This window comes from Kribbella sp. NPDC050281 (assembly GCF_040655855.1).
Classification (GTDB): domain Bacteria; phylum Actinomycetota; class Actinomycetes; order Propionibacteriales; family Kribbellaceae; genus Kribbella.
Genome location: NZ_JBFAKS010000032.1, coordinates 70,000 through 92,340 on the forward strand (window position 1 = coordinate 70,000; position 22,341 = coordinate 92,340).

The following is a 22,341-nucleotide window of genomic DNA, read 5'->3' on the forward strand; positions in this document are numbered from 1 at the left end:
GCAATTGTGCCCCCTCCCCGCGAGGCCGTGACGGCTGGGACGAATTGCCAGCGAATTCTCAGCCTCCGAAGTGGAACTGATCACGTTAGGTTTGGTTCATGCCGGGATAGGAACAGGTACAACGGCAACTTTTCTCTCAACTGCGAAGGCGGAACCCCTCGTGCGCGTACTGGTCCTCGGTGGTGATGGTTACCTTGGGTGGCCGACCGCGCTCCACCTGTCCGATCGTGGTCATGACATCGCTGTACTCGACAACTTCGCCCGCCGGGGCTACGACACTGAGCTGGGAGTGCAGAGCCTGGTGCCGATCCAGGATCTGGACGCCCGGGTCGCCGCCTGGGAGGAGGTGTCCGGAAAGCGGCTCACGTTGTTCGTCGGGGACCTGCTCGACGCGGACTTCGTCTACCGGGTGCTGAGCGAGTTCGAGCCGGACGCGATCGTCCACTTCGCCGAGCAGCGGGCGGCGCCGTACTCCATGATCGACCGGGCCCACGCGGTCTACACCCAGCACAACAACGTGGTCGGCACGCTGAACCTGATGTACGCCATCGCCGAGACGAACCCGGACATCCACCTGGTCAAGCTCGGCACGATGGGCGAGTACGGTACGCCGAACATCGACATCGAGGAAGGCTGGCTGGAGGTCGAGCACAACGGGCGCAAGGACCGGATGCTGTACCCGAAGAAGCCGGGCTCCTTCTATCACCTGAGCAAGGTGCACGACTCGCACAACCTCGAGTTCGGCTGCCGGATCTGGGGCCTGCGCGTCACCGACCTGAACCAGGGCGTCGTCTACGGGCAGCAGACCGACCAGACCGTGCAGGACGCGCGGCTGGCGACGCGGTTCGACTACGACGCCGTGTTCGGCACCGTGCTCAACCGGTTCGTCATCCAGGCCGTGCTCGGCGAGCCGCTGACCGTCTACGGCACCGGCGGCCAGACCCGTGGCCTGCTGGACATCCGGGACACGGTCGAGTGCATCCGGCTCGCGGTCGAGAACCCCGCGGACGCCGGCGAGTTCCGTGTCTTCAACCAGATGACCGAGAGCTACTCGGTCGCCGAGATCGCGGAGAAGGTCGCGGAGTGCTTCGCCGGCCCCGTCCAGGTCGAGCACCTGGAGAACCCGCGGGTCGAGCTGGCCGAGCACTACTACAACGTCAAGCACACCGGTCTGGTCGACCTCGGCCTGCAGCCGCACCTGCTGTCGGAGACGCTGATCGAGTCGATGTTCGACATCGTCTCCGCCAACAAGGACCGGGTCGACCCCGCCGCACTACTGCCGACCGTCCGCTGGCGCGGACACCTGAAGAACTCCTAGACGAAGAAGCAGAAGATGTGGCCGACCGGGTCGGCGTACACGCGCACGTTGGGCAGCGGCTGGAACTCCATCAGCCGCGCCCCGGCGTCGATCGCGCGCCGGTGCGCCGTCTCCAGGTCGTCCACCTTGAAGTCCAGGTGCAGCTGCATCTGCTGCTGCTCGCGAGAGCTCGGCCAGCTCGGCGGCTGGTACGCCGGTTCGCCCTGGAACGACAACTTCGTCACGCCCTGCGGGCCGATGGCAGTCGCCCAGCCCTCCTCGTCGTCGCCGAGCTCCCACCCGAGCAGCCGGCAGTACCACCGGGCCAGCTCCTGCGCGTCCGGTGCGTCGAGGACCACACCCATCAACGGAATCTTCTCGTTCATTCACCACACCCTAGGCACGCCCACCGACAAGCAGCGTCGGGATCGCGGCGAGGAGTCGGTCGCGCCGGCCGCGGTCGGCCTGCTCGGCCAGCCAACTGTCGGAGTCGTCCTGCGTGATCAGCGCCTCCTTCACCGCCGCGGCCGCCGCCATCTCCAGCTGCGGCGCCATCACTGAGTGATCCGTCACGACCTCGGTCCGTACGACGACCTCGATGTCCTGGAACCCGGCGTCGAGGAGCAGATCGCGGAGGCTGCGGGCTGCCCGCGGGGACACCGAGCGCGACTCGAGGCCCAGTAGAACGACATCGGTGAGGTCCTGGTCGGCGCTGTCGATCAGCAGGAAGCCATAGTCCTGCCCGCCGAGCACGATCCGTCCGCCCGGCCGCACCACCCGTCGCGCCTCCGCCACCGTCGGGGCCGGGTCCTCGAGCAGGTGGAACAGCCTGACCGCGCGATAGCCGTCCACCGACTCGTTCTCCAGCGGCAGGTCATCGGACCGTGCCACGTGAAACATCGCACCGGGCACGCGGGTCCGGGCAGCGTCGATCGCCTCAGGGTCCGCGTCCACGCCCGTCACCTTGAGGCCCTTCTTGGCCAACTCGCCGACCGCATGCCCGGCGCCGCAACCCACATCGACGCAGGTCGCGCCCCGCTTCAGGCCCAGCAGCCGGTACGACTCCGCCCGGAGCTCCGCTGCTCCGGCCCGTTCCTCGATCCGCTCCAGAAAGCTCATGACCTCACGCTGCAACTTCAGGTCCACCTGAAGTCAAGCCGGCCGCAGGTTGTCACACTTCTGGGCGGATCTGCGTCAGGCTGGGTGTCGGGACCGTCCCGTCGATCTCGCAAGACAGGGAGCAGGGTCGTGAAGTTCGCGAAGACCATCGTGTACGTCGAGGACGCCAAGGCGTCGATCGAGTTCTTCGAGCGCGCGTTCGGGCTGAAGGGAACGTACTGGGACCAGGGCGCGGGCGAGGTGGACGCGGGCGACACCAAGATCGTCTTCGCCACCTACGCGGTCGGCCAGAGCCACCTGTCCGCCGTCGGCACCCCCGGCGCGGTCGGCTTCGAACTCGGGCTCACCAGTGAGGACGTCGAGGGCGACTTCCAGCGGGCCGTCGACGCCGGCGCGGAGCCGCTGAAGGCTCCGGAGAAGACGCCGTGGGGGCAGGTCTCGTCGTACCTGCGCTGCCCCGACGGCACCGTCATCGACCTGGCCTCGCCGGCCTAATCCATCGACACCTTGTCGAAGCTCGTGGTGGTGAAGCGGACGTCGACACCGACGGTGTCGCCGACCGCGGGGGGCGCCACCGACGAGGGCAGGAAGAGCATGCTGGCCTGCATGTGCGGCGGCTCCGCGAACCAGCGCTGCTTGCCCTCGATCGTGAACGGCGACAGCGCCATGCCGGCCGCGTCCAGGCTGCCCTTCGCCATCGCGATCGCCCGCTGACGAACGCTGGCCGCCGCGGTGGGAGCCTCCAGGCCGACACCGTGCGCGGTCCCGCCCGACACCACCAGGATGTGGCCGTCACCGCTCACTCGGCGCTGCCGGTAGCCGACCCGCTCGCCCCGGCGGACCGAGTGCACGTCCAGCACGGTCGCCCGCACGGTGAGCGCCTTCCGGTCACCCAGCCAGAGCGCGGTGCCCATCCGCAGCTTGACGTTCTCGCCGATGTCGGCCAGCTTCTGCGCCGGCACGTGCGACACCCACAGCGTGCCGCGCCGGACCGCCTCGGCCGCCTTGCCCAGCTCCTGCGCCTCCCTGAGGTTGGCCGACGTACCGCCGGCTCCCATCGGGAAGTGCAGCGACCAGCCCTCGAACCGGATCCGGTCGAGCGCGTTCAGCAGCATCGTGTGCCGCAGTTCGCGAGCGCCGATGCCGTGCCGGCGCATCGAGGTCTGTACTTCGATCAGCACCCGGCTGCCGGCCGGGATCGAGACGAGGTCGGCCAGCCGGCTGACGGTGTGGATCACGTTCTTGCTCTGCGGCACGTCGAGGAACGGACGCCACGGCGACAGCACGACGATGTCCTCACGCGGGTCCGGCGGCACCTCGAAGTACGTGCCGACCGCGATCGTGCGGGCGCCGAGCGCCCGGGCCTCGGCCATCAGCCGGGGGTTGCCGAACCCGTACCCGTTGCCCTTGGCGACCGGGACGATGTCGGGGTTCCACGTGGAACGCAGGTGTTCGCGCCATCGATCGGAATCGACGTGCAGGACTAGGGGCATGGTGTCAACGCCGTCTCATGTAGAGGTCGAATGCGGTGTAGAGCGCCTTGTTCAACGGCAGATCCCACTCACCGACGTACTCGACGGCCTCGCCGCCGGTGCCGACCTTGAACTGGATCAGCCCGACGTGCGGGTCGTTCGGATCCAAGGTGTCGGTGATGCCCCGTAGGTCGTACACGGACGCGCCCGCGGCGAGTGCGTCCGCCATCATGCGCCACTGGATCGCGTTCGATCCGCGGACGTCGCGTTTGGCGGTCGAGCTGGCTCCGTAGGAGTACCAGGAGTGACCGCCGACCCGGACCCAGATCGTCGAGGCGACCAGGTCGCCCTGATGGTAGGCGTTGTAGATCCGGAAGTCGCAGCAGCCGGCCGGCTGGTTGGCCATCGCGTCCAGCATCTTGACGAAGTACGGCAGCGGCCGCGGGGTGAAGTGATCCCGCTCGGCCGTCTCGACGTACAGCGCGTGGAAGGCCTTCAGGTCCTCAGGCCCACCCTGCGTCACCTCGACGCCGGCCTTCTCCGCCTTCTTGATGTTGCGCCGCCAGAGCTGGTTCATACCCTTCAGCAGGTCTTCCTGGGTGCGACCGGCCAGCGGCACCTGGAACACGTACTGCGGCTGCCCGGCAGCGAACCCCTCACCGGCCTTCGGCGCCTTCCAGCCCAGTGCCCGCAGTTGCGCGGTCACCGCCGCCCCGGACGGCTCGATCACGTCCGCGCGTACGTCGCCGAGCTTCGGCTGCTGTCCGCCGGCGATCGCGTCCTTGATCGTCTTCGCACCCCACCGCCGCGTCGCCACCGGCGGACCCATCCGTACGCCGAACGCCCCATGCTCCTGCAGATGCGCGGCCAGCGGACGCAGGTACCGGCCCAGGTCGACAGCGTCCCAGTCGATCACCGGACCCTCCGGCAGATAGGCCAGGTACCGCTTCACCTTCGGCATCTGCCGGTACAGCACCAGTCCGGCGCCGACCAGCTCCGCCGGATCGGCCGGGTCGTACCAGCCGAGTGACTCCGCCTTCCACTCACTCTTCACCGCCGCCCACCCAGGGGTCTGCAGGAAGCTCGCCGACGGTTGCGCAGCGACGTACGCCGCGTGCTCGTCGGCCGAGATGGTCCGAATGCTCAAGTCACTCACGGTCGGTCAGGTTACCGGCCCGGGGCCTCAGACCGTAGCCGAGCCGGTCACCTGATCAAACCTCAGCTGTTGAGCAGCTCGATCGATATATCCCACAGCCGGGTGGCCGATTCCGGATCGAGCGCGTACGGCGCGACACCCGTGTTCTCGCCCGGCACGTTGGGCAGAGCCTCGTTGTTGTCCTCGAAGTACCGGCCGGTCACGCCCTGCACGAGTGGCGACGCGGCCAGCAGCACCGAGGTCGACGCGCCCTGCTCGACGGTCTTCCAGCGGTACTCCGTCTCCCACTGCGTCAGCAGGTCCTGCGCGATGTGCCGCTGCAGCGCGGTCCGGATCCCGCCCGGCATCAGGGAGTTGGCGACGATGCCGTCACTCGCCCAGCGCTTGGAAGCCTCGACCGCGAACAGCACGTTGGCCGTCTTCGACTGCCCGTACGACGACCACGGCTCGTACGGCCGGTGCTCGAAGTGAAGGTCGTCGAGGTGGACGTCCGAGCGAAGGTGGGCGCTGGAGCTGACCGCGACGATGCGTGCGTCGCCGGCCGCCGCGAGAGCGTCGTGCAGACCGAGGGCGAGGCCGAAGTGACCGAGGTGGTTGGTGGCGAACTGGTGCTCCCAGCCCTCGGGAGTGCGGTTGAGCGGCTCGGCCATCACACCGGCGTTGTTCACCAGGATGTGGAGCGGGCCCTCCCAGTTGGCCGCGAAGGCCTTGACCGACTCGCGGTCGGCGAGCTCGATCGGCGCCACGAAGACATGGTTGTTGCCGGTCGACTCGATGATGCCCGCCGCCGTGCGCTCACCGGCGGCGGTGTTGCGAACGGCGAGAGTGACCTCGGCGCCGGCCGCGGCCAGGGCCCGGGCGGTCTCGACGCCGATACCCGACGCGCCGCCGGTGACGACCGCGCGGCGACCGGTCAGGTCGACGCCGGCGATCACCTCGGCGGCAGTGGAGTCATAGCCGAAGGGGGTGGTGATTCTGCTCATCAGGTCTGTTCCTGTTCTGCGAGCTACGCTGTAACCGGAGGAACCTCCGGTAAATCCAGTTAAGCGGAGGACCCTCCGATTAACAAGTCCGCTAGGTTTTCGCTAGCCGCACGTTTGTGAGGAGGGGGAGATGACGGGCACGAGTGAGCGCCCGCTACGGGCCGACGCGCAGCGCAACCGCGACCAGATCCTGGCCGCCGCGTCGCGCGCGTTCGCGAAGTGCGGGCTGGAGGCGACGCTGGACGGGATCGCGAAGGACGCCGGTGTCGGGATCGGCACGCTGTACCGGCACTTCCCGACCCGCGACGCGCTGATCGAGGCGGCGTACCGCAGCGAGCTCGCGGCTGTCTGCGACGCCGCACCCGAGCTGCTCGAGAAGCTGCCGCCGGCCGAGGCGCTGCGTGCGTGGATGGACCGCTTCATCGACTACATGACCCGCAAGCTCGGCATGGCCGAGGCGCTCCGTGCCGTGATCGCGGCCGGCGCCAACCCGTACGCGCACAGCTTCGAGCTCCTGGTCGGCGCCATCAAACCGCTCCTCGACGCCGGCGCCGCCGGGGGCGAACTCCGTCCCGACGTTCCCGCCGAGGACGTCCTCGTCAGCCTGAGCGGCGTGGCGCTGGCCGCCGGCAGCCGCCGCGATCAGGCCGACCGCCTCCTCGACCTTCTCCTGGACGGCCTCCGCTACCGCCCCTGACCGGCTTCTAGGGTTGCGGGATGCAGAAGGTGGCGTTGGTGACGGGGTCTGCGTCGGGGATCGGGGCGGCGACGGCTCGGCGGTTGGCGGACGACGGGATGGTCGTTGCGGTCCACTCGCGAAGCAGCGTGGAGGCTGGAGTCGCGCTGGCGACGGACTTGGGTGGGTCGTATCACCAGGCCGATCTCTCGTCCGACGCTGAGGCGGCTGGGTTGGTGCCGAGTGTGCTGGCTGAGCACAGGCGGCTCGACGTACTGGTGAACAACGCGGGGATCAGCTGGCCGGTGCCGCACGCGGAGCTCGAGGGGTTGTCCGCGGCTGACTGGCGACGGCTGCTCGACGTCAACCTGATCGCCCCCTGGTTGTTGTGTACGGCGGCTCTCCCGGCGCTGCGCGAATCGGGTGGATGCGTCGTCAACGTGACGAGCCACGCGGGCGTGCGGCCGAAGGGAAGCTCGATCGCGTACGCCGCCAGCAAGGCCGCACTGAATCACGTGACCAAGTTGCTGGCCGCGGCGCTGGGACCTGTGCGCGTCAATGCCGTCGCGCCTGGACTCGTCGACACACCACTCACAGCGTCGTGGACCGAGGCGCAGGAGCTGTGGAAGACCTCGAGTCCGATGCGCCGCGCGGCCCAGCCATCGGACGTCGCGGACCTGATCTCGTCACTTGTCCACAACTCCTACATCACCGGCGAAGTAGTCCTCCTCGACGGCGGCCTCAACCTGCGTTAGGAGTGCAGCCGGCGGGTGGCGGGGTTTGTGATGGCTAGCAGGTTGTTTACGCGTCAGCGGTGAAACAACCCGCCAGTGGGCGGGCGTGCGACGGCGGTCTGAACCTGCGCTGGTTCTGTCGGTCCCGCCTCCTACGATCGCGGGATGTCCTTGGGTCGAGACTTCCGGCGGCTCTGGGCCGCTTTCGCCATCAGTGCGCTCGGCAGTGCGGTAGGAAACGGAGCTCTTCCACTCGTCGCGGTGCTCGCGCTCGACGTCTCGACCTTCCAGGTCTCCCTGCTCGCGGCGTTGTCCACGCTCGCCGGTGCAGCACTCGCGCTGCCGATGGGCGACTTCATCGAGCAACGGCACAAGCGGCCCGTGATGATCGCGTCGGACCTGATCCGGTTCGGGGCGCTGGCGTCGGTGCCGATCGCCGCGGCGTTCGGGGTCATGACGTACACCCAGTTGTGCGTCGTCGGCGTCATCCAGGCCGCGGGCCTGATCGCGTTCACCGCCGCGAGCGGTGCGCACCTGAAGGCGCTGGTGCCGGCGGCCGCGCGGGGCGAGGCGAACAGCAAGTTCGAGCAGACGACGTGGACGACGCTGACCGTCGGTCCGCCGATCGGCGGTGCGCTCGTCAGCCTCGTCGGCGCGACGGCCTCGCTCGGGGTCGACGCGGTCTCGTTCCTGCTGTCGGCGCTGGGCATCCGCCGGATCCAGCAGCCGGAGCCGGAGCCGGTGGCGCGGAACGAGAAGCGCGACATCACCGCCGGCTGGCGCTACATCCTCGGGCACCGCGGGCTGCGCGTCCTGTTCTGGAACTCGCAGCTCTTCGGCGGGCCGGTGATGATGGTGTCGCCGCTGCTCACCGTGCTGATGCTGCGCGACCTGAAGCTGGAGCCCTGGAGCTACGGAGTGGTCCTCGGAGTGTCCTGTCTCGGCGGCATCCTCGGTGCACGAATGGCGCCGCCGCTCACCCGCAGGCTCGGGCTGCACAAGATGCTGTTGCTGTTCGGTGCACTGCGAGCGCTGTGGGTTCTGCCGTTGCCGTTCGCGCCGGCGGGTCTGGCCGGGCTGGTGTGGCTGACTGTGGCCGAGGCCGGGATGCTGCTGATGGCCGGTGCCTTCAACCCGTCGTTCGCGACGTACCGGATGGAGGTCACCGAGGACGCCTACATGGCTCGGGTGCTGACCGCCTGGTCGATCAGCTCTCGCTGCGTCCAGCCCGCGTTCATGGCAATCGGTGGCGCGCTCGCCGCGGTGATGGGGTTGCGTGGGGCAATGGTCGTGGCCGGTGTGTGCTGCCTGTTCAGCGCGGCTGTCCTGCCGTGGCGGTCGGCTACACCAGCTCCATTGCCTGAGCCAGTCCAACGATCGGTCCCATGACGCCGTCCGGTTGCGCGTCGAGGTAGGCGATCGCCTCGTCCGGCGGCAGCACGAGGACCTCCGTGACCTGCTCGCCGTCCTCGGGGTTGGTCGGCTCCTGCTCGATCACGACGTCCGCGACGACGTTGGCCCAGTAGGAGATCGGGTGCGGCAGATGTGGACGGTACGGCGCCGGCCGGCGATGCACCGCCCGATGCGCGCCGAGCCAGGTCATCGGACCGGCCAGCCGGGCGCCGGCCTCCTCCAGCAGTTCACGATGGACGAGCTGCTCGATCGTCTCGCCCGGCTCCCGGGTGCCGCCGGGCAGGAAGCGCCAGCCCAGGTCGTTGCCACAGACAACGATCCCTCCGGCGGTCCGGGCGACCACGTGCACGTTGCTGATCAGCTCGTCCGGCGGCTCCTCGGTGGTGAACCGGACATCGAGATCACCCCAGGTCCAGTAGCCGGGTGCGAAGAGTTCGGGGAACCGCTCGGCCCAGGTCTGCATGGTGGCCATTGTTCCGCCTGCGCTACGGTCCCATTCATGGCGCATCCCGATCCACCGCCTGACGCCCGGCCTGATCCCGAACGGGCCCGGCGGACAACTCAGCGGATGCTGTGGGCCGCCGCCGCGCTCACCGCGGTCGTCGGGGTCTTCCTGCTCGCCGATGTGGTCGGCGAATCAGCGCAGTACGGCGGCCTGGCGTGGACCGGTGTCGCGCTGGCAGCGCTCTCGATCGCAGCCCTCCTCGCCGTTGACGTGGCCTGCGCTGTGGGCCGCCTCGCCCTCAACCAGCCACTGGTCGGCAAGTTCACCGTCTTCCAGGCGACCACAGTCCTGCTGGTGGTCGCCATCGGTGCGGACATCCTCATCCCTGCCCGCGACACCGGCTCACTGGCACTGCTCCTGCCGTGGGGCATCACCTATTGGCTGCACCACCTGATCCCCGCGAAGAAGGAGTAGCTACTTCAGGTGCGCCCGCAGATAGTCGATGTCGGCCTTCTGACCGTGATCCGCGTTCGGCGTCTCGACGACCACCGGCGCGCCCGCTGCCTGCACCACCGCGACGATGTCGGCCGGGTCGATGTGGCCCTCCTCGAAGTTGCTGTGCCGGTCGGCGCCGGAGCCGAACTCGTCCCGTGATCCGTTGGCGTGCACCAGGTCGATCCGACCGGTGATCGCCTTCACCTTCTCGACGATCGTCGGCAACTCCTCGCCGGCCGCGTGGAAGTGGCAGGTGTCGAGGCAGAACCCGACGTTCTCCAGGCGGTCGTTGCCAGACGCCTGGACCGCGTCCCACAGCCGGGCGATCCGGTCCAGCTGGCGGGCCATCGCGTTCTCGCCGCCGGCGGTGTTCTCGATCAGCAGCGGGACAGGCAGCTGGGCGCGCTCGATGCACTTGCGCCAGTTGTCGAAGCCGGCCTCGGGGTCGTCCTCGTCGCCGACGTGGCCGCCGTGCACGATGACCCCTTTGACATCGATCTCGGCGGCCTTGTCGAGCGTCTGCTGCAGCAGCTTGCGGCTCGGGATCCGGATCCGGTTGTTCGTGTTCGCCACGTTCAGCCGGTACGGCGCGTGCACGTACAGGTCGATGCCCGCGGCGGCCGCGCGTTCCTTGAGCGCTTCCTCGCCATCGGCGTACGCGAGCTTGGGCGCCTTGTAGTCCTGCGGGTTGCCGAGGAAGAACTGCACCAGGTCGGCGCCCCGGTCGGCCGCCTCGGCCAGCGGGTCTGCCTGGTCCACGTGCGCACCGAGTTTCACAGTCATGGGACCCACCCTAGAACCGCCGACGGACAGTTCACGAACCCCAGCCCGCCGATCGGGTGACCGGTCGTGACTCCTGCGCCGGAGGCTGCACCGGCCGGCCCTCGAACTCGGTCGACAACACGATGTGCGTGTTCATCTCGCCGTGCTCGCCGAGGCGCTCGAACAGGCCCTCCAGGTGACTCATCGAGGTGACGCGGACCCGGAGCATCGAGCAGGAGTTGCCGCTCAGCTTGTGGATCTCCAGGACCTCTGGGAAGTCCTCCGCCCGCGTGGTCTTCAGCAGGCAGCGCCCGGTCGTGCAGCGCATCTGGACGAACGCCGACAGCGGCTGACCGGCCCGAGCCGGGTCCACCTCGGCCCGGTAGCCGGCGATCACGCCGGACTCCTCCAGCCGCCGTACCCGGTCCGCCACGGCCGGCGGCGACAGGTTGACCCGCTTGCCCAGCTGGTTGAACGACAGCCGCCCGTCGGTCTGCAGTTCGGACAGGATCTGCCAGTCGGTGGAGTCGAGCTCACGCTCCTGAAAGGTCATCTCCCCAGAACACCTTCGACATCGCTGCTCCGCAAGGCCGAACGCCTTTCTTCCTGCCTTCAACCGGCGGACGCGCCTTCCTAGCGTGGATTTCATGCTGATCCCCGTCGTTCTGGCCGCCGCCCTGATGAACGCCGCGATGGTCGCCGCGAGTGCGGTGAGCACCATCCTGATCGCGGACGCGTTGAGCCCCAGCGTGGCCGGTCTGCCTAACGCCGCCGGCGTTCTGGGTACCGCAGCCGGCGCCATGGCCGTCGGCCGCTGGACTGCCCGGCTGGGCCGAGCGCAAGCACTCCGCATGGGGTACGGCGTCGGTGTCGCCGGCGGGGCGCTGACAGTGCTCACTGCGGTCGGTGCCCACTTGGCACTGCTGTTCATCGGGATGTTCCTGCTCGGCGCCGGTAATGCAGCGAGCCTCCTGTCCAGGTACGCCGCTGCCGACGCCGTACCGCCGGCCCGACGCGCGCGGGCCATGAGCACAGTCGTCTGGGCCAGTACTGCGGGTGCGGCCGGGGGACCGTTCTTCATGGCGCCGTCTCAGTCCTTCGCCGCCGATTTCGGCCTGCCGGCAACCGCCGGACCCTTCCTGCTCGCCCTAGCGGCGGTCTTCGCCGCGCTGGTCGCCTCCACCTACATCCGGGTCACTGTCCACGCCACCGACGTACCCGTGTCTCGCGACCACTCCGCGGTCTCTCGTCGTACGCCGGTTGCGCTGGCCGCCTGTGTGATGGTCGTGGGTCACCTGGTCATGGTGGCTCTGATGACTTCCGTTCCTGTGCACGCCCACAACCACGGTGATGGTCTCGGCGTACTGGGATTGATGCTGTCCGCTCACACGCTCGGCATGTTCGCCCTGTCTCCGCTGACCGGGTGGTGCATCGACCGGTTCGGTTCCCGACCGGTGCTGCTTGCCGGCCTTGGCCTGATCCTCGCCTCCGGGGTCCTGATCGTTCAGGCCGGTCCGGTCTTCACGCCGGCCCTGTTCCTGCTCGGCTACGCCTGGAACCTCTGCTACCTCGGTGGCAGTTCGCAGCTCTCCGCGCATCTGGAGAGCAAGGTGGAGTCGTGGATCTGGACCGTGGCCGCGGTCGCCACGGCCGCTTCGACCTGGCTCTTCAGCCTCGGTGGCTTCCGCGTCCTGACCTTGGTCTCGGCGGTTCTCGCCGTACCGTTGCTGGTGCTCGTGGCCCGGCGGCCCGCACCCGAGGTCGTCAGGCGGTAACGGAGAGTCATCGGAACAGGCCTGTGGATATGGTCAAGCGGGCGTCCGGACGCTGGTATTCTCTTGGATGTGGCCCGGTCCATCGACCGGGCTCGTTGCTTGGCGCCGACGGCAAGTGTCGGCGTGAAGCGAATCGCATCGCCCTCCTGCCACGGAGAGACCGTGGCCGCCAAGTCCGAAGGAGGTGGAGTTCGCGCATGCGTCGTTACGAAGTCATGGTGATCCTCGACCCTGAGCTCGATGAGCGCACCGTGGAGCCGTCCATCGACCAGTACCTGAACATCGTCCGCAAGGAAGGTGGCACGGTCGAGAAGCTCGACATCTGGGGTCGCCGCAAGCTTGCCTATGACGTGAAGAAGAAGTCCGAAGGCATCTATGCCGTCGTCGACCTGACCGCCGAGCCGGCGGTGGTGAAGGAGCTCGACCGTCAGCTCACGCTGAACGAGTCGATCCTCCGCACCAAGGTCATCCGGCCGGACCAGCACTGACCCTGGGGTCGTCAGCAGCCATCGGTACTGTCGGCACCAGCCGGTACTGATAGCTGTAGACACAGACACACCCGATAGCAGGAGGAACGGCAATGGCAGGCGAAACCGTCGTCACACTGGTCGGCAACCTTGTCGACGATCCTGAGCTCCGGTTCACCCCGTCCGGTGCCGCCGTCGCGAACTTCCGGATCGCGTCGACGCCGCGGACGTACGACCGGCAGACAGGTGAATGGAAGGACGGCGAGTCGCTGTTCCTGAGTTGTTCCGTCTGGCGCCAGGCCGCGGAGAACGTGGCCGAGTCGCTGCAGCGCGGCATGCGCGTGATCGTGCAGGGCCGGCTGAAGTCGCGTTCGTACGACGACCGTGAGGGCAACAAGCGCACGGTCTTCGAGATCGACGTGGACGAGGTCGGACCGAGCCTGCGCAGCGCTACCGCGAAGGTGACCCGGGCGATGCGCTCCGGTCCCGGCGGAGACGGCGGCGGCTTCGGTGGTGGCGGTGGTGGCAACCAGGGTGGTGGCAACTTCGGTGGCGGCGGCCAAGGTGGCGGCGCCCCGCAGAACGACCCCTGGGCGACCCCGCAGGGTGGCGGCAGCGGTGGTGGCGGCGGTCAGGCTGCCCCGCAGAACGATCCCTGGGCCAGCCAGGGCGGCGGCTCGATGGAGGAGCCTCCGTTCTGATCCGGCGCTCCGGGTCGTAACCATGTAAGACAGACCATTCCGGCACGTGTGCCGGGCTCTGGAAGGAAGAGAGCACCACAATGGCCAAGATCATTCGGAAGCCGAAGAAGAAGGTCTGCGGCTTCTGCAAGGACAAGGCGACGTACGTCGATTACAAGGACACCGCGCTGCTGCGCAAGTTCATCTCGGACCGCGGCAAGATCCGCGCCCGCCGGGTGACCGGGAACTGCGTGCAGCACCAGCGCGATGTGGCCACCGCTATCAAGAACGCTCGTGAGGTGGCGCTGCTGCCGTACACGAGCACGGCTCGCTGAGGGAGGCCCGAACCATGAAGCTCATCCTGGCGCAGGAGGTCGAGGGCCTCGGAGCCCCCGGCGACATCGTCGAGGTGAAGGACGGCTACGGCCGCAACTACCTGGTTCCGCGCGGCCTGGCCATCGGCTGGACCCGCGGCGCCGAGAAGCAGATCCAGTCGATCAAGCGGGCGCGTGACGCCCGGGCGATCCAGGGCAAGGAGCACGCGAGCGAGGTCAAGAACCAGCTCGAGCAGCTCAACGTCACGCTGGACGTCAAGGCCGGCGACACCGGCCGCCTGTTCGGTTCGGTCACCCCGGCCGACATCGCCGGCGCGATCAAGTCCGCCGGCGGCCCGCTCGTCGAGAAGCGCGCGATCGCGATCGCGTCGCCGATCAAGAGCACCGGCAAGCACCAGGTCTCGGTGCAGCTCCACCCCGAGGTGGCCGCCACGGTCCGCCTCGAGGTCGCGGCCGTCTGACCTCAGCAACACCCAAGGCCCGCATCTCCCTCAGGGGATGCGGGCCTTGTCGTGTCCTGCTCAGCCTGGGGTCGGCGTCGGCCAGGGGAGTGGCTTGGGGTCATTGCCCTCGCCGCCGTTCTCCGGCTTGGCGACCTTCGGCCACTTGACCGGTCCCGGATCCGATTGGTTGCCTCCGGCATCAGGTAGAGCGACCCGCGGCCACTGCACCGGACCGGGATCGTCGTCCGCCATCACCTGCCCGGCCGGCACCAGCAACCCTGCTGTCACCAGCACTGCCGCAAGCGCGCGGCCGGACCGATTCACTTCTTGTCCAACGCGTACAACGTCGAGTCGTGCACCACCAGCGCTCGCCCATCCGCAACACCCCATGGCCGCGCGGTATCGGCGGGAAGAGTCTGGCCTTTGCCGCCGGGTGTCGTGGCGACGAGATCACTGCCGACCATCCCGTAGATCGTCGTACCCGTGACCGAAGCCGGCTGGAAGTCGGTGTACCGCGCCGTCGACTTGTTCGCGAAGTCGATCACGCAGTTGCCCCAGGCAGCGACCTTGCCGGTCCGGTCCGGCACCCACTGCCAGCTTTCGACGTCAGCCTCCTTCGCCACTGGGCACGCGGCGAGGACCGCGCCGTTCACCGTCGAGTGCACTACCGGGATCACGATGTCCTTGGTTGCCGACTTCCACAGCACCAGCGCGCGGCCGGGGCTGGCGGCGACCACATGCTCGATGCCCTTCGACCCGGACGGCGCCTTCAGGTTCACGGTCTGCAGACCCTTGTCCAGCTGACTCCAGAACAGCGGACCGGTGTACCGCGCCATCAACGCCTTGTCGCTCTCGGCCAGCAGAACCGTGGACAGGCGCGGCTGGTTCGGCACCGCCTTCAGCTTGCCGCCTGCCACCATGCTCGCACCGGCGTCGCCCTCCACCTTGATCAGCGGCGACGTCCCGAAGAACTGCACCTGCGCCTGGTCGGGCAGCTCCACCGAGGTGGCGCCGGCACCGCCACCGGCCCAGTAGTACAAGGCATCCGGCGCCGCCACCGCGAGCACGGGCTTGGAGTCGATCGTGGTGTAGACCGGGCTCTGCGCGTCCTTCGGCACCTTGTCCTGCCAGAGGACCTTGCCGTTGCCGTCGAACACCGCGACCTTCTCGTCCGGCGTGAGGACGGCGACCTGTTTGCCGTCCGGTGACACCACAGGCGTCGACTTCGCGGCGATGTCGACCGTCCAACTCGCCTTGGTCGACCAGCCCGGTGGCACCGGCCGGGCCGAGAACTGGTCCGGTACGACCTTCGGCTCGGGCAGCGCCGGGACCTTCGGTGCTTCCGACGGTTTGGACACGTCGCTGTCGCCGTCCCGGAACACCGTGAAGTAGAGCGTCGTACCTGCGATCAGTACGACGGCCAGCGCGATGCCGGCGATGACCGGCCAGCCCGGCCTGCGGGCGCCGCCGCTCGTGCTGCTTCGGCTCTCCGAATCCACTGCGTCGACCCGGCCGTCGGGGTGGACGATGAGCGGCCAGGAGGAACCGTCGGACTCCACCGCGGTTGCCCGCACCGGCCGGCCGAGCTGTGCGGCCCGATCGCTCACGACGGCGATCGCGGCCTGCCGTGGATCTCGGTGGTTGCTGACCGGATGGGTCCGCCCGGCGATGGTGACCTCGGCGTTGCGGTCGTCGTGCAACCGGATCGTCACCTTGGGCCAGGACGGGATCTTCTCAGCCACGGCGACCTCTCATTCCCGCCACAGATCTCCCTCGTTCATCCGACTACGCCGCCCCCGTTCTAGCATGTGCAGCGACCACCGCAGGCCGGAAATCCGGGCCCGCGGGACTCTGCGGGCCCGGCCCGGCTCGACTGCTCCGGCCAGGGAGCGACGGGTCGCAAGGCCTGTGGATAACTCACGCAACGTACATCCGGGAATTGAGAGAATACGGTGAGCGACAGCTTGTCACACACCACGAAAGGAGGGGCCATGACGCAGAATCCGTGGGATCGGCAGTCAACGACTTCAGGTCCGCACCAGCCACCGCCGGGTCCCTCGCCGCAGCCCGCGGGCGGGCCGTCCGCACCTCAGCACGGCGTTTCCGCGCCGGCCGAGGACCAGCGGCTGCCCAAGTTCGCGATTCCGGCCGCGGACACCCTCTGGTGGGTCGGTGTGCACGGCGGCGCGGGCGAGACCACGATGTCGCTCCTCCTTCCGGGGAGCCGGGCGGCGAACCATCGCTGGCCGATCCCGCCACCACCGGTGCCGACGCCGGTCGTCCTCGTCGCCCGGACGCATGGTTCCGGTCTGCGGGCCGCCCAGCGGGCCGCGGTCGAGTGGGCGTCCGGTGTGGTCCAGGGCGTCGCCGTGCTGGGCCTGGTGCTGATCGCGGACGCACCCGGGCGACTGCCCCGGGTGCTCGACGACTTCGCCGACATCGTCGGCGGCGGCGTGCCGCGGGTCTGGGACATCCCCTGGATCGAGGAGTGGCGCCGAGGGGAGGCTCCGACGCCGGAGAACACCCCGGACGAGGTCTTCGAAGTCCTCGAATCCATCTACGCACTGCGCGCCGCGAACCCTGCGGACTATCCCGCCCCGTACTGAAAGGTCCCTCCGCGATGATGCTGGCCCATCTGATCTCGGACACGCATGCCCTGATACCGCTCAGCGGTGGCGGCACCCGGCCACCCGGCGGCGAGAAACTCGAGCTGGTGATCGACTGGGTGCGCTGGATCGCCTTCGCCGTCTGCGTTCTCGGCATCCTGATCGCCGGCGCCATGATGGCCGTCGGACAGCGACGCGGTGAAGGTGGCGAGCATGCCGCCCGGCTCGGCTGGGTGCTCACCGCCTGCATCGTGATCGCATCCTCGACACTGCTCGTCGGCGCCCTGCAGTGACCCATGGCCGCTGACACCGTCCGCGGCGTCCCGCGAACGTACGGGAACTGGCGGCAGCCCGCCTCCGCGGGGATCGCCGGACTGGGTTCGCTCGGCACCGCTCTGCTGATGGGCGGGCTGGTCATGACGATCATGGCCACGATGGCCGGCGGTCTGATCGGCGCGATCGTCACGCTGCTGATCATCGGCGTCTGCCTGCTCATGCTGACCACCAAGGACAAGCACGGGCTGTCCGCCCTGCAACGTCTCTCCACCCGGATCGGATGGGAACGAGCGAAGATGGCGAAGCACAACATCTACCGGTCCGGCCCACTCGGCCGCCCCGCGTGGGGCACCTTCCAGCTCCCGGGTCTGGCCGCCGCATCCCAGCTGAGCGAGTTCGAGGACTCGTACGGGCGGCCGTTCGCGCTGCTGTACTACCCGAGCACCCGGCACTTCACCGTCGTCATCAACGCCGAGCCGGACGGTGCCTCGCTGGTGGACCAGGAGCAGGTGGACGTGTGGGTCGCGCACTGGGGTCAGTGGCTCGCCGCGCTGGGCCACGAGCCCGGCATCGTGGCTGCGTCGGTGACGGTGGAGAGCGCGCCCGACACCGGCATCCGGCTCCGTCGCGAGGTCGGCAGCAACATGCTGGACGGTACGCCGGCCATCGCGCGGGCAATGCTGACGGAGGTCGTGCAGACCTACCCGGAGGGCTCAGCGCTGATCTCTGCCCGAGTCGCACTGACGTTCAAGGGCACGGACCGGAGCGGCAAGCGCCGCAAAGAGGAGGATATGGCTCGTGAGCTCGCGTCCCGGCTGCCCGCTCTCACCCAGAGCCTCAACGCCACGGGTGCTGGTGCGGCCCGTCCGGTCACCGCTCAAGAGTTGTGCGAGACCGTGCGCATCGCCTACGACCCGGCGTCCGCCGTACTGATCGATGAGGCGCGTAGCCACGGGGACATGCCGGAGCTGCAGTGGACCGATGTCGGTCCGGCCGGTGCGCAAGGGTTCTGGGAGAAGTACCGGCACGACTCCGCGTGGTCGGTGACATGGCAGATGACGCAGGCGCCGCGTGGTGAGGTGTTCTCCTCGGTGCTGTCCCAGTTGGTCGCGCCGCACGGGGACATCGATCGGAAGCGCGTCACGTTGCTCTACCGTCCGCTGGACGCGGCTACCGCGGCCCGAGTGGTCGAGGCCGACAAGCGCAACGCGTCGTTCCGCGCCACCACGTCGAGCCGTCCGTCGGCCCGGACCATGACCGAGGCCAGGGCAGCGGAGCGGACCGCGCAGGAGGAAGCGCACGGCGCGGGCCTGGTCAACTTCGGCATGGTCGTGACCGGCACCGTGATGACCGCGGAGCAGGTCCCGGACATGATCGCCGCCATCGACAATCTGGGCGCCACCGCCCGCGTCCTGCTGCGGCCGGCGTACGGCTCGCAGGACTCCGCCTTCGTGGCTGGCTTGCCGCTCGGCGTCGTACTGCAGAGCCACCTGTCCGTTCCCGCCGGCATCCGGGAGACATTGTGAAGCCGGCCGACCCGGTCCGCAGCGGCAAGCGGCCGATGCCGCGCGGCTGGCCCGGTGCGGGCCGCGGCTACTCGACGTACCTCCAGGCACCGGCCGAGTGGCGTGGCACCACGGTCCAGGTCTGCGGCCTGTGGCCCTTCGCCGCGGGCACCGGCAGTCCCATGGTCGGCGTACCCATCGGCCGGAACATCCTCTCCGGCGCCACCCTCTGCTGCGATCCGATCAACTGGTTCACCCGGGCCAATCTCATCTCCAACCCCTCGATGTTCGTGCTCGGCAGGCCCGGCCTGGGGAAGTCCACGGTGGTCCGGCGGATGGCGTTGGGGCTGGCGGGGTATGGGGTGCAGCCGCTGGTGCTGGGGGATCTGAAGCCTGACTACCGGGACCTGATCGAGGCGTTGGGTGGGCAGGTCATCAGGCTGGGGCGGGGGCGCGGGCATCTCAATGTGCTGGATCCGGGGGAGTCGCGGACGGCGGCGCAGCGACTGACCGGGAAGGCACGCGAGGCGATTCAGGCGGATGCGCACGGGCGCCGCCACACGATGGTCTCCGCGTTGATCTCGATCATGCGCTCGGCGCCGCCGACGGACCGCGAGGAGACGATCCTCGACGAGGCACTCAAGGTCCTCGACGAGAGATCCATCGGTACGCCGGTACTGCGCGATCTGCTCCAGGTCGTTCAGGACGCGCCGGACCGGGTGCGCAACGTCGCTCTCGATCGCGGCAGCCTGGATCGCTATCGGCAGATCACCGAGGGCCTCGAGGCATCGCTGATCGGTCTGGTCGGCGGTGGCCGGCTGGGCGAGATCTTCTCCGCGCAGACCGACAACCCGATGCGGCTGGATCGGCCGGTCGTGTTCGACGTGTCCTCGATCGACGACTCCGAGACGAACCTGCAGGCCGCCGTACTGCTGGCCTGCTGGTCCTACGGGTTCGGCGCGGTCGCGGTGTCGCAGGCGTTGGCGGACGCCGGTCTGGAGCCGAGGCGGCATTACTTCGTCATCCTCGACGAGCTGTGGCGGGTGCTGCGCGCCGGCCGTGGTCTGGTTGACCGCGTCGACGCGCTGACCCGGCTGAACCGTCAGCGCGGAGTCGGGACTGCGATGATCTCGCACACCATGTCCGACCTGCTCGCGCTCGAGAACGCGGAGGATCGGATGAAGGCCAAGGGGTTCGTCGAGCGGTCCGGCATGGTCGTCTGCGGCGGTCTGCCGCGCGCCGAGATGGAGAACCTGACTGAGGTCGTGCCGATGTCCGAGGAGGAGCAGAACATGCTCATCGGCTGGCAGGACCCACCCGCCTGGGACCCGGCGACCGGTGTGGAGGTCGCGCCGCCCGGCCGCGGCAACTTCCTGGTCAAGGTCGGTGGCCGTCCGGGCATCCCGGTGCACGTCAGCCTCACCTCGGTCGAGCGCGAGATCAACGACACCAACAAGCTCTGGAGGACCGACCCGGTGCTGGAGTTGCCGCCGCCTGACCCGGCCACCCGCGTGGTCGCCCGAGCGGGAGTCGACAAGTAGATGGCCGACGGGAGGCGCAGTACCGGACCGGGCGTGCTGTCCGTCGAGACGATCCTCGTCTTCATCGGCGTCGGCGTCTTCACGATCGGCGTCGTGGGGATCTGGGGAGCGCTCAGGACCGCCGCTGCGATCGACGGAACCCCCGCGGTGCCGGACCCGATGACCGCACTCGTCGATCTGATCGGCGGCCGACTGCGGTGGTCCACCGCGGCAACCGGCGTACTGATCCTCGAGTTCGTCCTGTTGCTGATGATCGCGATCGCCGTGCTCGGCTGGAGACGTCGCAGCGGGGTCGGCCGGGTGGACAGGCAGGCGTACCTGATGGCGAAGCGTTCGGAGATCTCGAAGCTCACCCGCTCGGGTGCGCAGGCAATCGCGGACAGGCTCGGCGCCGGCCACGCCGGTCCCGGTATCCCGATCGGCCGGACTGTTCGAGACGACCTCGAGGTCTTCGGATCCTGGGAGGACCTGCACATCGACATCTGGGGACCACGGACCGGAAAGACGGCATCCCGTGCCGTGCCGGCGATTCTGGATGCGCCGGGCGCCGTGGTTGCCACCTCGAACAAGCGCGACCTCGTCGACACCACCCGCGGTCCGCGGCAGGAGCGGGGACCGGTGTGGGTGTTCGACCCACAGCAGGTCTGCGAGGAGCCGCCTGCCTGGTGGTGGAATCCGCTCACTTACATCACCGACGAGGTGAAGGCGCGCGACCTGGCCGGGCACTTCGTCGCATCGCAGCGCCGGGAGAACGCGCAGACCGACGCATTCTTCGATGCGGCCGGCACCGATCTGCTGGCCGGCCTGCTGCTCGCTGCGGCGGTCGCGAGGCGCCCGATCACGCAGGTCTACAGCTGGCTCGCGGACCAGCGCAACGACGAGCCCGAGCGGATCCTGCGCAGCACTCCCGGCCTCCAGTTGTCCGCCGACGCGCTGGCCGGTGTGATCAGCGCGCCCGACAAGCAGCGCGCCGGTGTCTACGGCACGGCCCAGCAAAGCGCCCAGTTCCTGGTTAACCACAAAGTCACCCGCTGGGTCGTCCCCCAGGGGCAGAACGACCCTCGCCCGCAGTTCGACCCGCACGAGTTCGTCCGCCGGGGCGGCACGCTCTACAGCTTGTCCAAGGAAGGCGCCGGTACGGCGGGACCGCTGGTCACCGCGTTGACGGTGGCCGTCGTGGAGGCGGCCGAGCAGTATGCGAAGAGCTGCCCGATGGGTCGCCTGCCGACGCCACTCGTCGGCGTACTGGACGAGGCAGCGAACGTGTGCCGGTGGAAGAACCTGCCCGATCTCTACAGCCACTTCGGATCCCGCGGCATCGTGCTGATGACGATCCTGCAGTCGTGGGCGCAGGGGACGGAGTGCTGGGGTGAGCGCGGCATGGACAAGCTGTGGTCCGCCGCCAACATCCGCGTGTACGGCGGTGGCGCCTCGGACGCGACGTTCCTCGAGAAGCTCAGCAAACTGATCGGCGACTACGACATCACCACGAGTTCGGTGTCGTACAGCAAGGGCGAGCGTGGCACCAGCCGGCAGATCCAGCGGCACCACATCCTCGAGGTGTCCGACCTCGCCGCGTTGCCGCCCGGGCGGGCGGTGGTGTTCCCGTCCGGGATCCCGGCGACGATGGTGAAGACGGTGCCGTGGTTCGCCCGGCCGGATGCCCACGCGGTGGAGGCCTCGCTGGCGAAGTACGATCCGGGAGCGACCGGCGCCCGTACGCGGGAGGCCCGGTCCGCTGTGCCGGTCGGCGTCCCGGTGTGGGAGCAGAGCGAGGAGCAACGTGGTGGACGGTGAACAGGAACTCTTCTACCCGCACGTCGCGGCGTTCGTCGAGGACCGGCTGATCTACCTCTACACCCGCCGGCTCGGGCAGCAGTTCGTCTGGTGCCCGGAGTGGTTCCGGCACGCCGAGGCGCTCAGCCGGCTGGACTCGCTCTGGCGCGCCTGGGAGCACCTGCGGCTGGATCCGGCGATCGGGATGTCAGCCTGGTGGCGCGACCACGCGGACCCGCAGATGTCGGTCCTTCTCGACCCCGACGGTCCGTTCGCGGCCTGCCGCGGTGCCCATACGGAGTACCCGATCGCGCCGCTGCCGGTCGAGGAGCCGCCCGCCGGACTCTTCTTCGACCAGCGACAACCGAACCTCCGGGGGATCTGA

Annotated in this window: 27 protein-coding genes; 17 read left to right on the top strand and 10 right to left on the bottom strand. The window is 68.8% G+C overall.

What is annotated here, in order from left to right:
- The first annotated feature begins 160 nt into the window (after nt 1-160).
- The gene (locus AB0I34_RS30040; protein ID WP_360451591.1) at nt 161-1,318 is read left to right on the top strand and encodes an NAD-dependent epimerase/dehydratase family protein; all 1,158 of its coding nucleotides are present in this window, start codon (nt 161-163) and stop codon (nt 1,316-1,318) included.
- Here AB0I34_RS30040 and AB0I34_RS30045 read toward each other — a convergent pair.
- Together AB0I34_RS30045 and AB0I34_RS30050 are read right to left on the bottom strand one after the other, a co-directional pair.
- On the bottom strand, nt 1,315-1,683 hold the full coding sequence (locus AB0I34_RS30045; RefSeq protein WP_360451593.1) for a VOC family protein: 369 nt from the start codon (nt 1,681-1,683) through the stop codon (nt 1,315-1,317). The two genes, AB0I34_RS30040 and AB0I34_RS30045, sit on opposite strands and share 4 nt — an antisense overlap.
- Nucleotides 1,684-1,693: 10 nt before the next feature.
- Nucleotides 1,694-2,416 carry a methyltransferase domain-containing protein gene (locus tag AB0I34_RS30050; protein WP_360451595.1) on the bottom strand — a complete coding sequence of 241 codons (723 nt, stop codon included), beginning with the start codon at nt 2,414-2,416 and terminating at the stop codon, nt 1,694-1,696.
- Between the two features lie 129 nt (nt 2,417-2,545).
- On the opposite strand from AB0I34_RS30050, the gene AB0I34_RS30055 reads away from it, so the two are divergent.
- Nucleotides 2,546-2,911 carry a VOC family protein gene (locus AB0I34_RS30055; protein WP_360451597.1) on the top strand — a complete coding sequence of 122 codons (366 nt, stop codon included), beginning with the start codon at nt 2,546-2,548 and terminating at the stop codon, nt 2,909-2,911.
- On the opposite strand, the gene AB0I34_RS30060 is transcribed toward AB0I34_RS30055, so the two are convergent.
- The 3 genes from AB0I34_RS30060 to AB0I34_RS30070 form a co-directional block, all read right to left on the bottom strand.
- Nucleotides 2,908-3,909, bottom strand: a complete 1,002-nt coding sequence (locus AB0I34_RS30060) for an alanine racemase (protein ID WP_360451599.1) — start codon at nt 3,907-3,909, stop codon at nt 2,908-2,910. The genes AB0I34_RS30055 and AB0I34_RS30060 overlap by 4 nt on opposite strands.
- A gap of 4 nt (nt 3,910-3,913) precedes the next feature.
- Nucleotides 3,914-5,044: a peptidoglycan bridge formation glycyltransferase FemA/FemB family protein gene (locus tag AB0I34_RS30065; RefSeq protein WP_360451601.1), complete on the bottom strand. Its 1,131-nt coding sequence runs from the start codon at nt 5,042-5,044 to the stop codon at nt 3,914-3,916.
- 62 nt (nt 5,045-5,106) lie between these two features.
- Entirely contained in the window at nt 5,107-6,027 is a 921-nt protein-coding gene (locus tag AB0I34_RS30070; RefSeq protein ID WP_360451603.1) for an SDR family NAD(P)-dependent oxidoreductase, read from the bottom strand.
- A gap of 130 nt (nt 6,028-6,157) precedes the next feature.
- Between AB0I34_RS30070 and AB0I34_RS30075 the strand changes: the two genes are divergently transcribed.
- The 3 genes from AB0I34_RS30075 (at nt 6,158) to AB0I34_RS30085 (ending at nt 8,826) form a co-directional block, all read left to right on the top strand.
- The gene (locus AB0I34_RS30075; RefSeq protein WP_360451605.1) at nt 6,158-6,724 is read left to right on the top strand and encodes a TetR/AcrR family transcriptional regulator; all 567 of its coding nucleotides are present in this window, start codon (nt 6,158-6,160) and stop codon (nt 6,722-6,724) included.
- A gap of 20 nt (nt 6,725-6,744) precedes the next feature.
- Nucleotides 6,745-7,458 carry an SDR family oxidoreductase gene (locus tag AB0I34_RS30080; RefSeq protein ID WP_360451607.1) on the top strand — a complete coding sequence of 238 codons (714 nt, stop codon included), beginning with the start codon at nt 6,745-6,747 and terminating at the stop codon, nt 7,456-7,458.
- A 144-nt stretch (nt 7,459-7,602) separates the two neighbouring features.
- Nucleotides 7,603-8,826: an MFS transporter gene (locus tag AB0I34_RS30085; protein WP_360451609.1), complete on the top strand. Its 1,224-nt coding sequence runs from the start codon at nt 7,603-7,605 to the stop codon at nt 8,824-8,826.
- On the opposite strand, the gene AB0I34_RS30090 is transcribed toward AB0I34_RS30085, so the two are convergent.
- Nucleotides 8,780-9,313: an NUDIX domain-containing protein gene (locus AB0I34_RS30090; protein WP_360451611.1), complete on the bottom strand. Its 534-nt coding sequence runs from the start codon at nt 9,311-9,313 to the stop codon at nt 8,780-8,782. The genes AB0I34_RS30085 and AB0I34_RS30090 overlap by 47 nt on opposite strands.
- A gap of 36 nt (nt 9,314-9,349) precedes the next feature.
- Here AB0I34_RS30090 and AB0I34_RS30095 point away from each other — a divergent pair, with 36 nt between their 5' ends.
- Entirely contained in the window at nt 9,350-9,769 is a 420-nt protein-coding gene (locus tag AB0I34_RS30095; RefSeq protein WP_360451613.1) for a hypothetical protein, read from the top strand.
- Here AB0I34_RS30095 and AB0I34_RS30100 read toward each other — a convergent pair whose 3' ends face one another.
- Both AB0I34_RS30100 and AB0I34_RS30105 read right to left on the bottom strand, forming a co-directional pair.
- The gene (locus AB0I34_RS30100; RefSeq protein WP_360451615.1) at nt 9,770-10,573 is read right to left on the bottom strand and encodes a deoxyribonuclease IV; all 804 of its coding nucleotides are present in this window, start codon (nt 10,571-10,573) and stop codon (nt 9,770-9,772) included.
- A 31-nt stretch (nt 10,574-10,604) separates the two neighbouring features.
- Nucleotides 10,605-11,105, bottom strand: coding sequence for an Lrp/AsnC family transcriptional regulator (locus AB0I34_RS30105; RefSeq protein ID WP_360451617.1), 501 nt, complete (start codon nt 11,103-11,105; stop codon nt 10,605-10,607).
- Between the two features lie 94 nt (nt 11,106-11,199).
- On the opposite strand from AB0I34_RS30105, the gene AB0I34_RS30110 reads away from it, so the two are divergent.
- The 5 genes from AB0I34_RS30110 (at nt 11,200) to rplI (ending at nt 14,270) form a co-directional block, all read left to right on the top strand.
- Nucleotides 11,200-12,327, top strand: coding sequence for an MFS transporter (locus AB0I34_RS30110; RefSeq protein ID WP_360451619.1), 1,128 nt, complete (start codon nt 11,200-11,202; stop codon nt 12,325-12,327).
- 197 nt (nt 12,328-12,524) lie between these two features.
- Nucleotides 12,525-12,815 carry a 30S ribosomal protein S6 gene (gene rpsF, locus AB0I34_RS30115; protein ID WP_130386399.1) on the top strand — a complete coding sequence of 97 codons (291 nt, stop codon included), beginning with the start codon at nt 12,525-12,527 and terminating at the stop codon, nt 12,813-12,815.
- A gap of 92 nt (nt 12,816-12,907) precedes the next feature.
- Nucleotides 12,908-13,495, top strand: a complete 588-nt coding sequence (locus tag AB0I34_RS30120) for a single-stranded DNA-binding protein (RefSeq protein WP_360451621.1) — start codon at nt 12,908-12,910, stop codon at nt 13,493-13,495.
- An 80-nt stretch (nt 13,496-13,575) separates the two neighbouring features.
- Entirely contained in the window at nt 13,576-13,809 is a 234-nt protein-coding gene (rpsR, locus tag AB0I34_RS30125) for a 30S ribosomal protein S18 (RefSeq protein ID WP_012924539.1), read from the top strand.
- Between the two features lie 14 nt (nt 13,810-13,823).
- Nucleotides 13,824-14,270 carry a 50S ribosomal protein L9 gene (gene rplI, locus AB0I34_RS30130; RefSeq protein WP_131511788.1) on the top strand — a complete coding sequence of 149 codons (447 nt, stop codon included), beginning with the start codon at nt 13,824-13,826 and terminating at the stop codon, nt 14,268-14,270.
- 60 nt (nt 14,271-14,330) lie between these two features.
- Here rplI and AB0I34_RS30135 read toward each other — a convergent pair whose 3' ends face one another.
- Both AB0I34_RS30135 and AB0I34_RS30140 read right to left on the bottom strand, forming a co-directional pair.
- A complete protein-coding gene (locus tag AB0I34_RS30135; protein ID WP_360451623.1) occupies nt 14,331-14,540 on the bottom strand; it encodes a hypothetical protein in 210 nt (69 codons plus the stop codon).
- A 32-nt stretch (nt 14,541-14,572) separates the two neighbouring features.
- The gene (locus AB0I34_RS30140) at nt 14,573-15,994 is read right to left on the bottom strand and encodes a hypothetical protein (RefSeq protein ID WP_360451625.1); all 1,422 of its coding nucleotides are present in this window, start codon (nt 15,992-15,994) and stop codon (nt 14,573-14,575) included.
- Nucleotides 15,995-16,243: 249 nt separating this feature from the next.
- Between AB0I34_RS30140 and AB0I34_RS30145 the strand changes: the two genes are divergently transcribed.
- The 6 genes from AB0I34_RS30145 to AB0I34_RS30170 are packed head-to-tail and all read left to right on the top strand — an operon-like array spanning nt 16,244 to nt 22,341.
- Complete coding sequence (locus AB0I34_RS30145; RefSeq protein WP_360451627.1) at nt 16,244-16,858, top strand: DUF6668 family protein; 615 nt, start codon at nt 16,244-16,246, stop codon at nt 16,856-16,858.
- 14 nt (nt 16,859-16,872) lie between these two features.
- Nucleotides 16,873-17,151, top strand: coding sequence for a conjugal transfer protein TrbC (locus AB0I34_RS30150; protein WP_360451629.1), 279 nt, complete (start codon nt 16,873-16,875; stop codon nt 17,149-17,151).
- 3 nt (nt 17,152-17,154) lie between these two features.
- A complete protein-coding gene (locus AB0I34_RS30155; RefSeq protein ID WP_360451631.1) occupies nt 17,155-18,660 on the top strand; it encodes an SCO6880 family protein in 1,506 nt (501 codons plus the stop codon).
- Entirely contained in the window at nt 18,657-20,180 is a 1,524-nt protein-coding gene (locus AB0I34_RS30160) for an ATP/GTP-binding protein (protein ID WP_360451633.1), read from the top strand. The genes AB0I34_RS30155 and AB0I34_RS30160 overlap by 4 nt, the downstream gene beginning before the upstream one ends.
- On the top strand, nt 20,181-21,977 hold the full coding sequence (locus tag AB0I34_RS30165; protein ID WP_360451635.1) for a TraM recognition domain-containing protein: 1,797 nt from the start codon (nt 20,181-20,183) through the stop codon (nt 21,975-21,977).
- Nucleotides 21,967-22,341 (top strand): DUF4913 domain-containing protein, encoded by a 375-nt coding sequence (locus tag AB0I34_RS30170; protein ID WP_360451637.1) that lies wholly within the window; start codon nt 21,967-21,969, stop codon nt 22,339-22,341. Before AB0I34_RS30165 ends, AB0I34_RS30170 begins: the two co-directional genes overlap by 11 nt.

Excerpts from the sequence above, each read along its gene's own strand:
- AB0I34_RS30110 (WP_360451619.1), top strand. The coding sequence starts at position 11,200 with ATGCTGATCCCCGTCGTTCTGGCCGCCGCCCTGATGAACGCCGCGATG.
- AB0I34_RS30060 (WP_360451599.1), bottom strand. The coding sequence starts at position 3,909 with ATGCCCCTAGTCCTGCACGTCGATTCCGATCGATGGCGCGAACACCTG.
- AB0I34_RS30155 (WP_360451631.1), top strand. The coding sequence starts at position 17,155 with ATGGCCGCTGACACCGTCCGCGGCGTCCCGCGAACGTACGGGAACTGG.
- AB0I34_RS30095 (WP_360451613.1), top strand. The coding sequence starts at position 9,350 with ATGGCGCATCCCGATCCACCGCCTGACGCCCGGCCTGATCCCGAACGG.
- AB0I34_RS30105 (WP_360451617.1), bottom strand. The coding sequence starts at position 11,105 with ATGACCTTTCAGGAGCGTGAGCTCGACTCCACCGACTGGCAGATCCTG.
- AB0I34_RS30150 (WP_360451629.1), top strand. The coding sequence starts at position 16,873 with ATGATGCTGGCCCATCTGATCTCGGACACGCATGCCCTGATACCGCTC.
- AB0I34_RS30085 (WP_360451609.1), top strand. The coding sequence starts at position 7,603 with ATGTCCTTGGGTCGAGACTTCCGGCGGCTCTGGGCCGCTTTCGCCATC.
- AB0I34_RS30100 (WP_360451615.1), bottom strand. The coding sequence starts at position 10,573 with ATGACTGTGAAACTCGGTGCGCACGTGGACCAGGCAGACCCGCTGGCC.
- AB0I34_RS30145 (WP_360451627.1), top strand. The coding sequence starts at position 16,244 with ATGACGCAGAATCCGTGGGATCGGCAGTCAACGACTTCAGGTCCGCAC.
- AB0I34_RS30070 (WP_360451603.1), bottom strand. The coding sequence starts at position 6,027 with ATGAGCAGAATCACCACCCCCTTCGGCTATGACTCCACTGCCGCCGAG.
- AB0I34_RS30165 (WP_360451635.1), top strand. The coding sequence starts at position 20,181 with ATGGCCGACGGGAGGCGCAGTACCGGACCGGGCGTGCTGTCCGTCGAG.
- AB0I34_RS30050 (WP_360451595.1), bottom strand. The coding sequence starts at position 2,416 with ATGAGCTTTCTGGAGCGGATCGAGGAACGGGCCGGAGCAGCGGAGCTC.
- rpsR (WP_012924539.1), top strand. The coding sequence starts at position 13,576 with ATGGCCAAGATCATTCGGAAGCCGAAGAAGAAGGTCTGCGGCTTCTGC.
- AB0I34_RS30090 (WP_360451611.1), bottom strand. The coding sequence starts at position 9,313 with ATGCAGACCTGGGCCGAGCGGTTCCCCGAACTCTTCGCACCCGGCTAC.
- rpsF (WP_130386399.1), top strand. The coding sequence starts at position 12,525 with ATGCGTCGTTACGAAGTCATGGTGATCCTCGACCCTGAGCTCGATGAG.
- rplI (WP_131511788.1), top strand. The coding sequence starts at position 13,824 with ATGAAGCTCATCCTGGCGCAGGAGGTCGAGGGCCTCGGAGCCCCCGGC.
- AB0I34_RS30120 (WP_360451621.1), top strand. The coding sequence starts at position 12,908 with ATGGCAGGCGAAACCGTCGTCACACTGGTCGGCAACCTTGTCGACGAT.
- AB0I34_RS30075 (WP_360451605.1), top strand. The coding sequence starts at position 6,158 with ATGACGGGCACGAGTGAGCGCCCGCTACGGGCCGACGCGCAGCGCAAC.
- AB0I34_RS30080 (WP_360451607.1), top strand. The coding sequence starts at position 6,745 with ATGCAGAAGGTGGCGTTGGTGACGGGGTCTGCGTCGGGGATCGGGGCG.
- AB0I34_RS30045 (WP_360451593.1), bottom strand. The coding sequence starts at position 1,683 with ATGAACGAGAAGATTCCGTTGATGGGTGTGGTCCTCGACGCACCGGAC.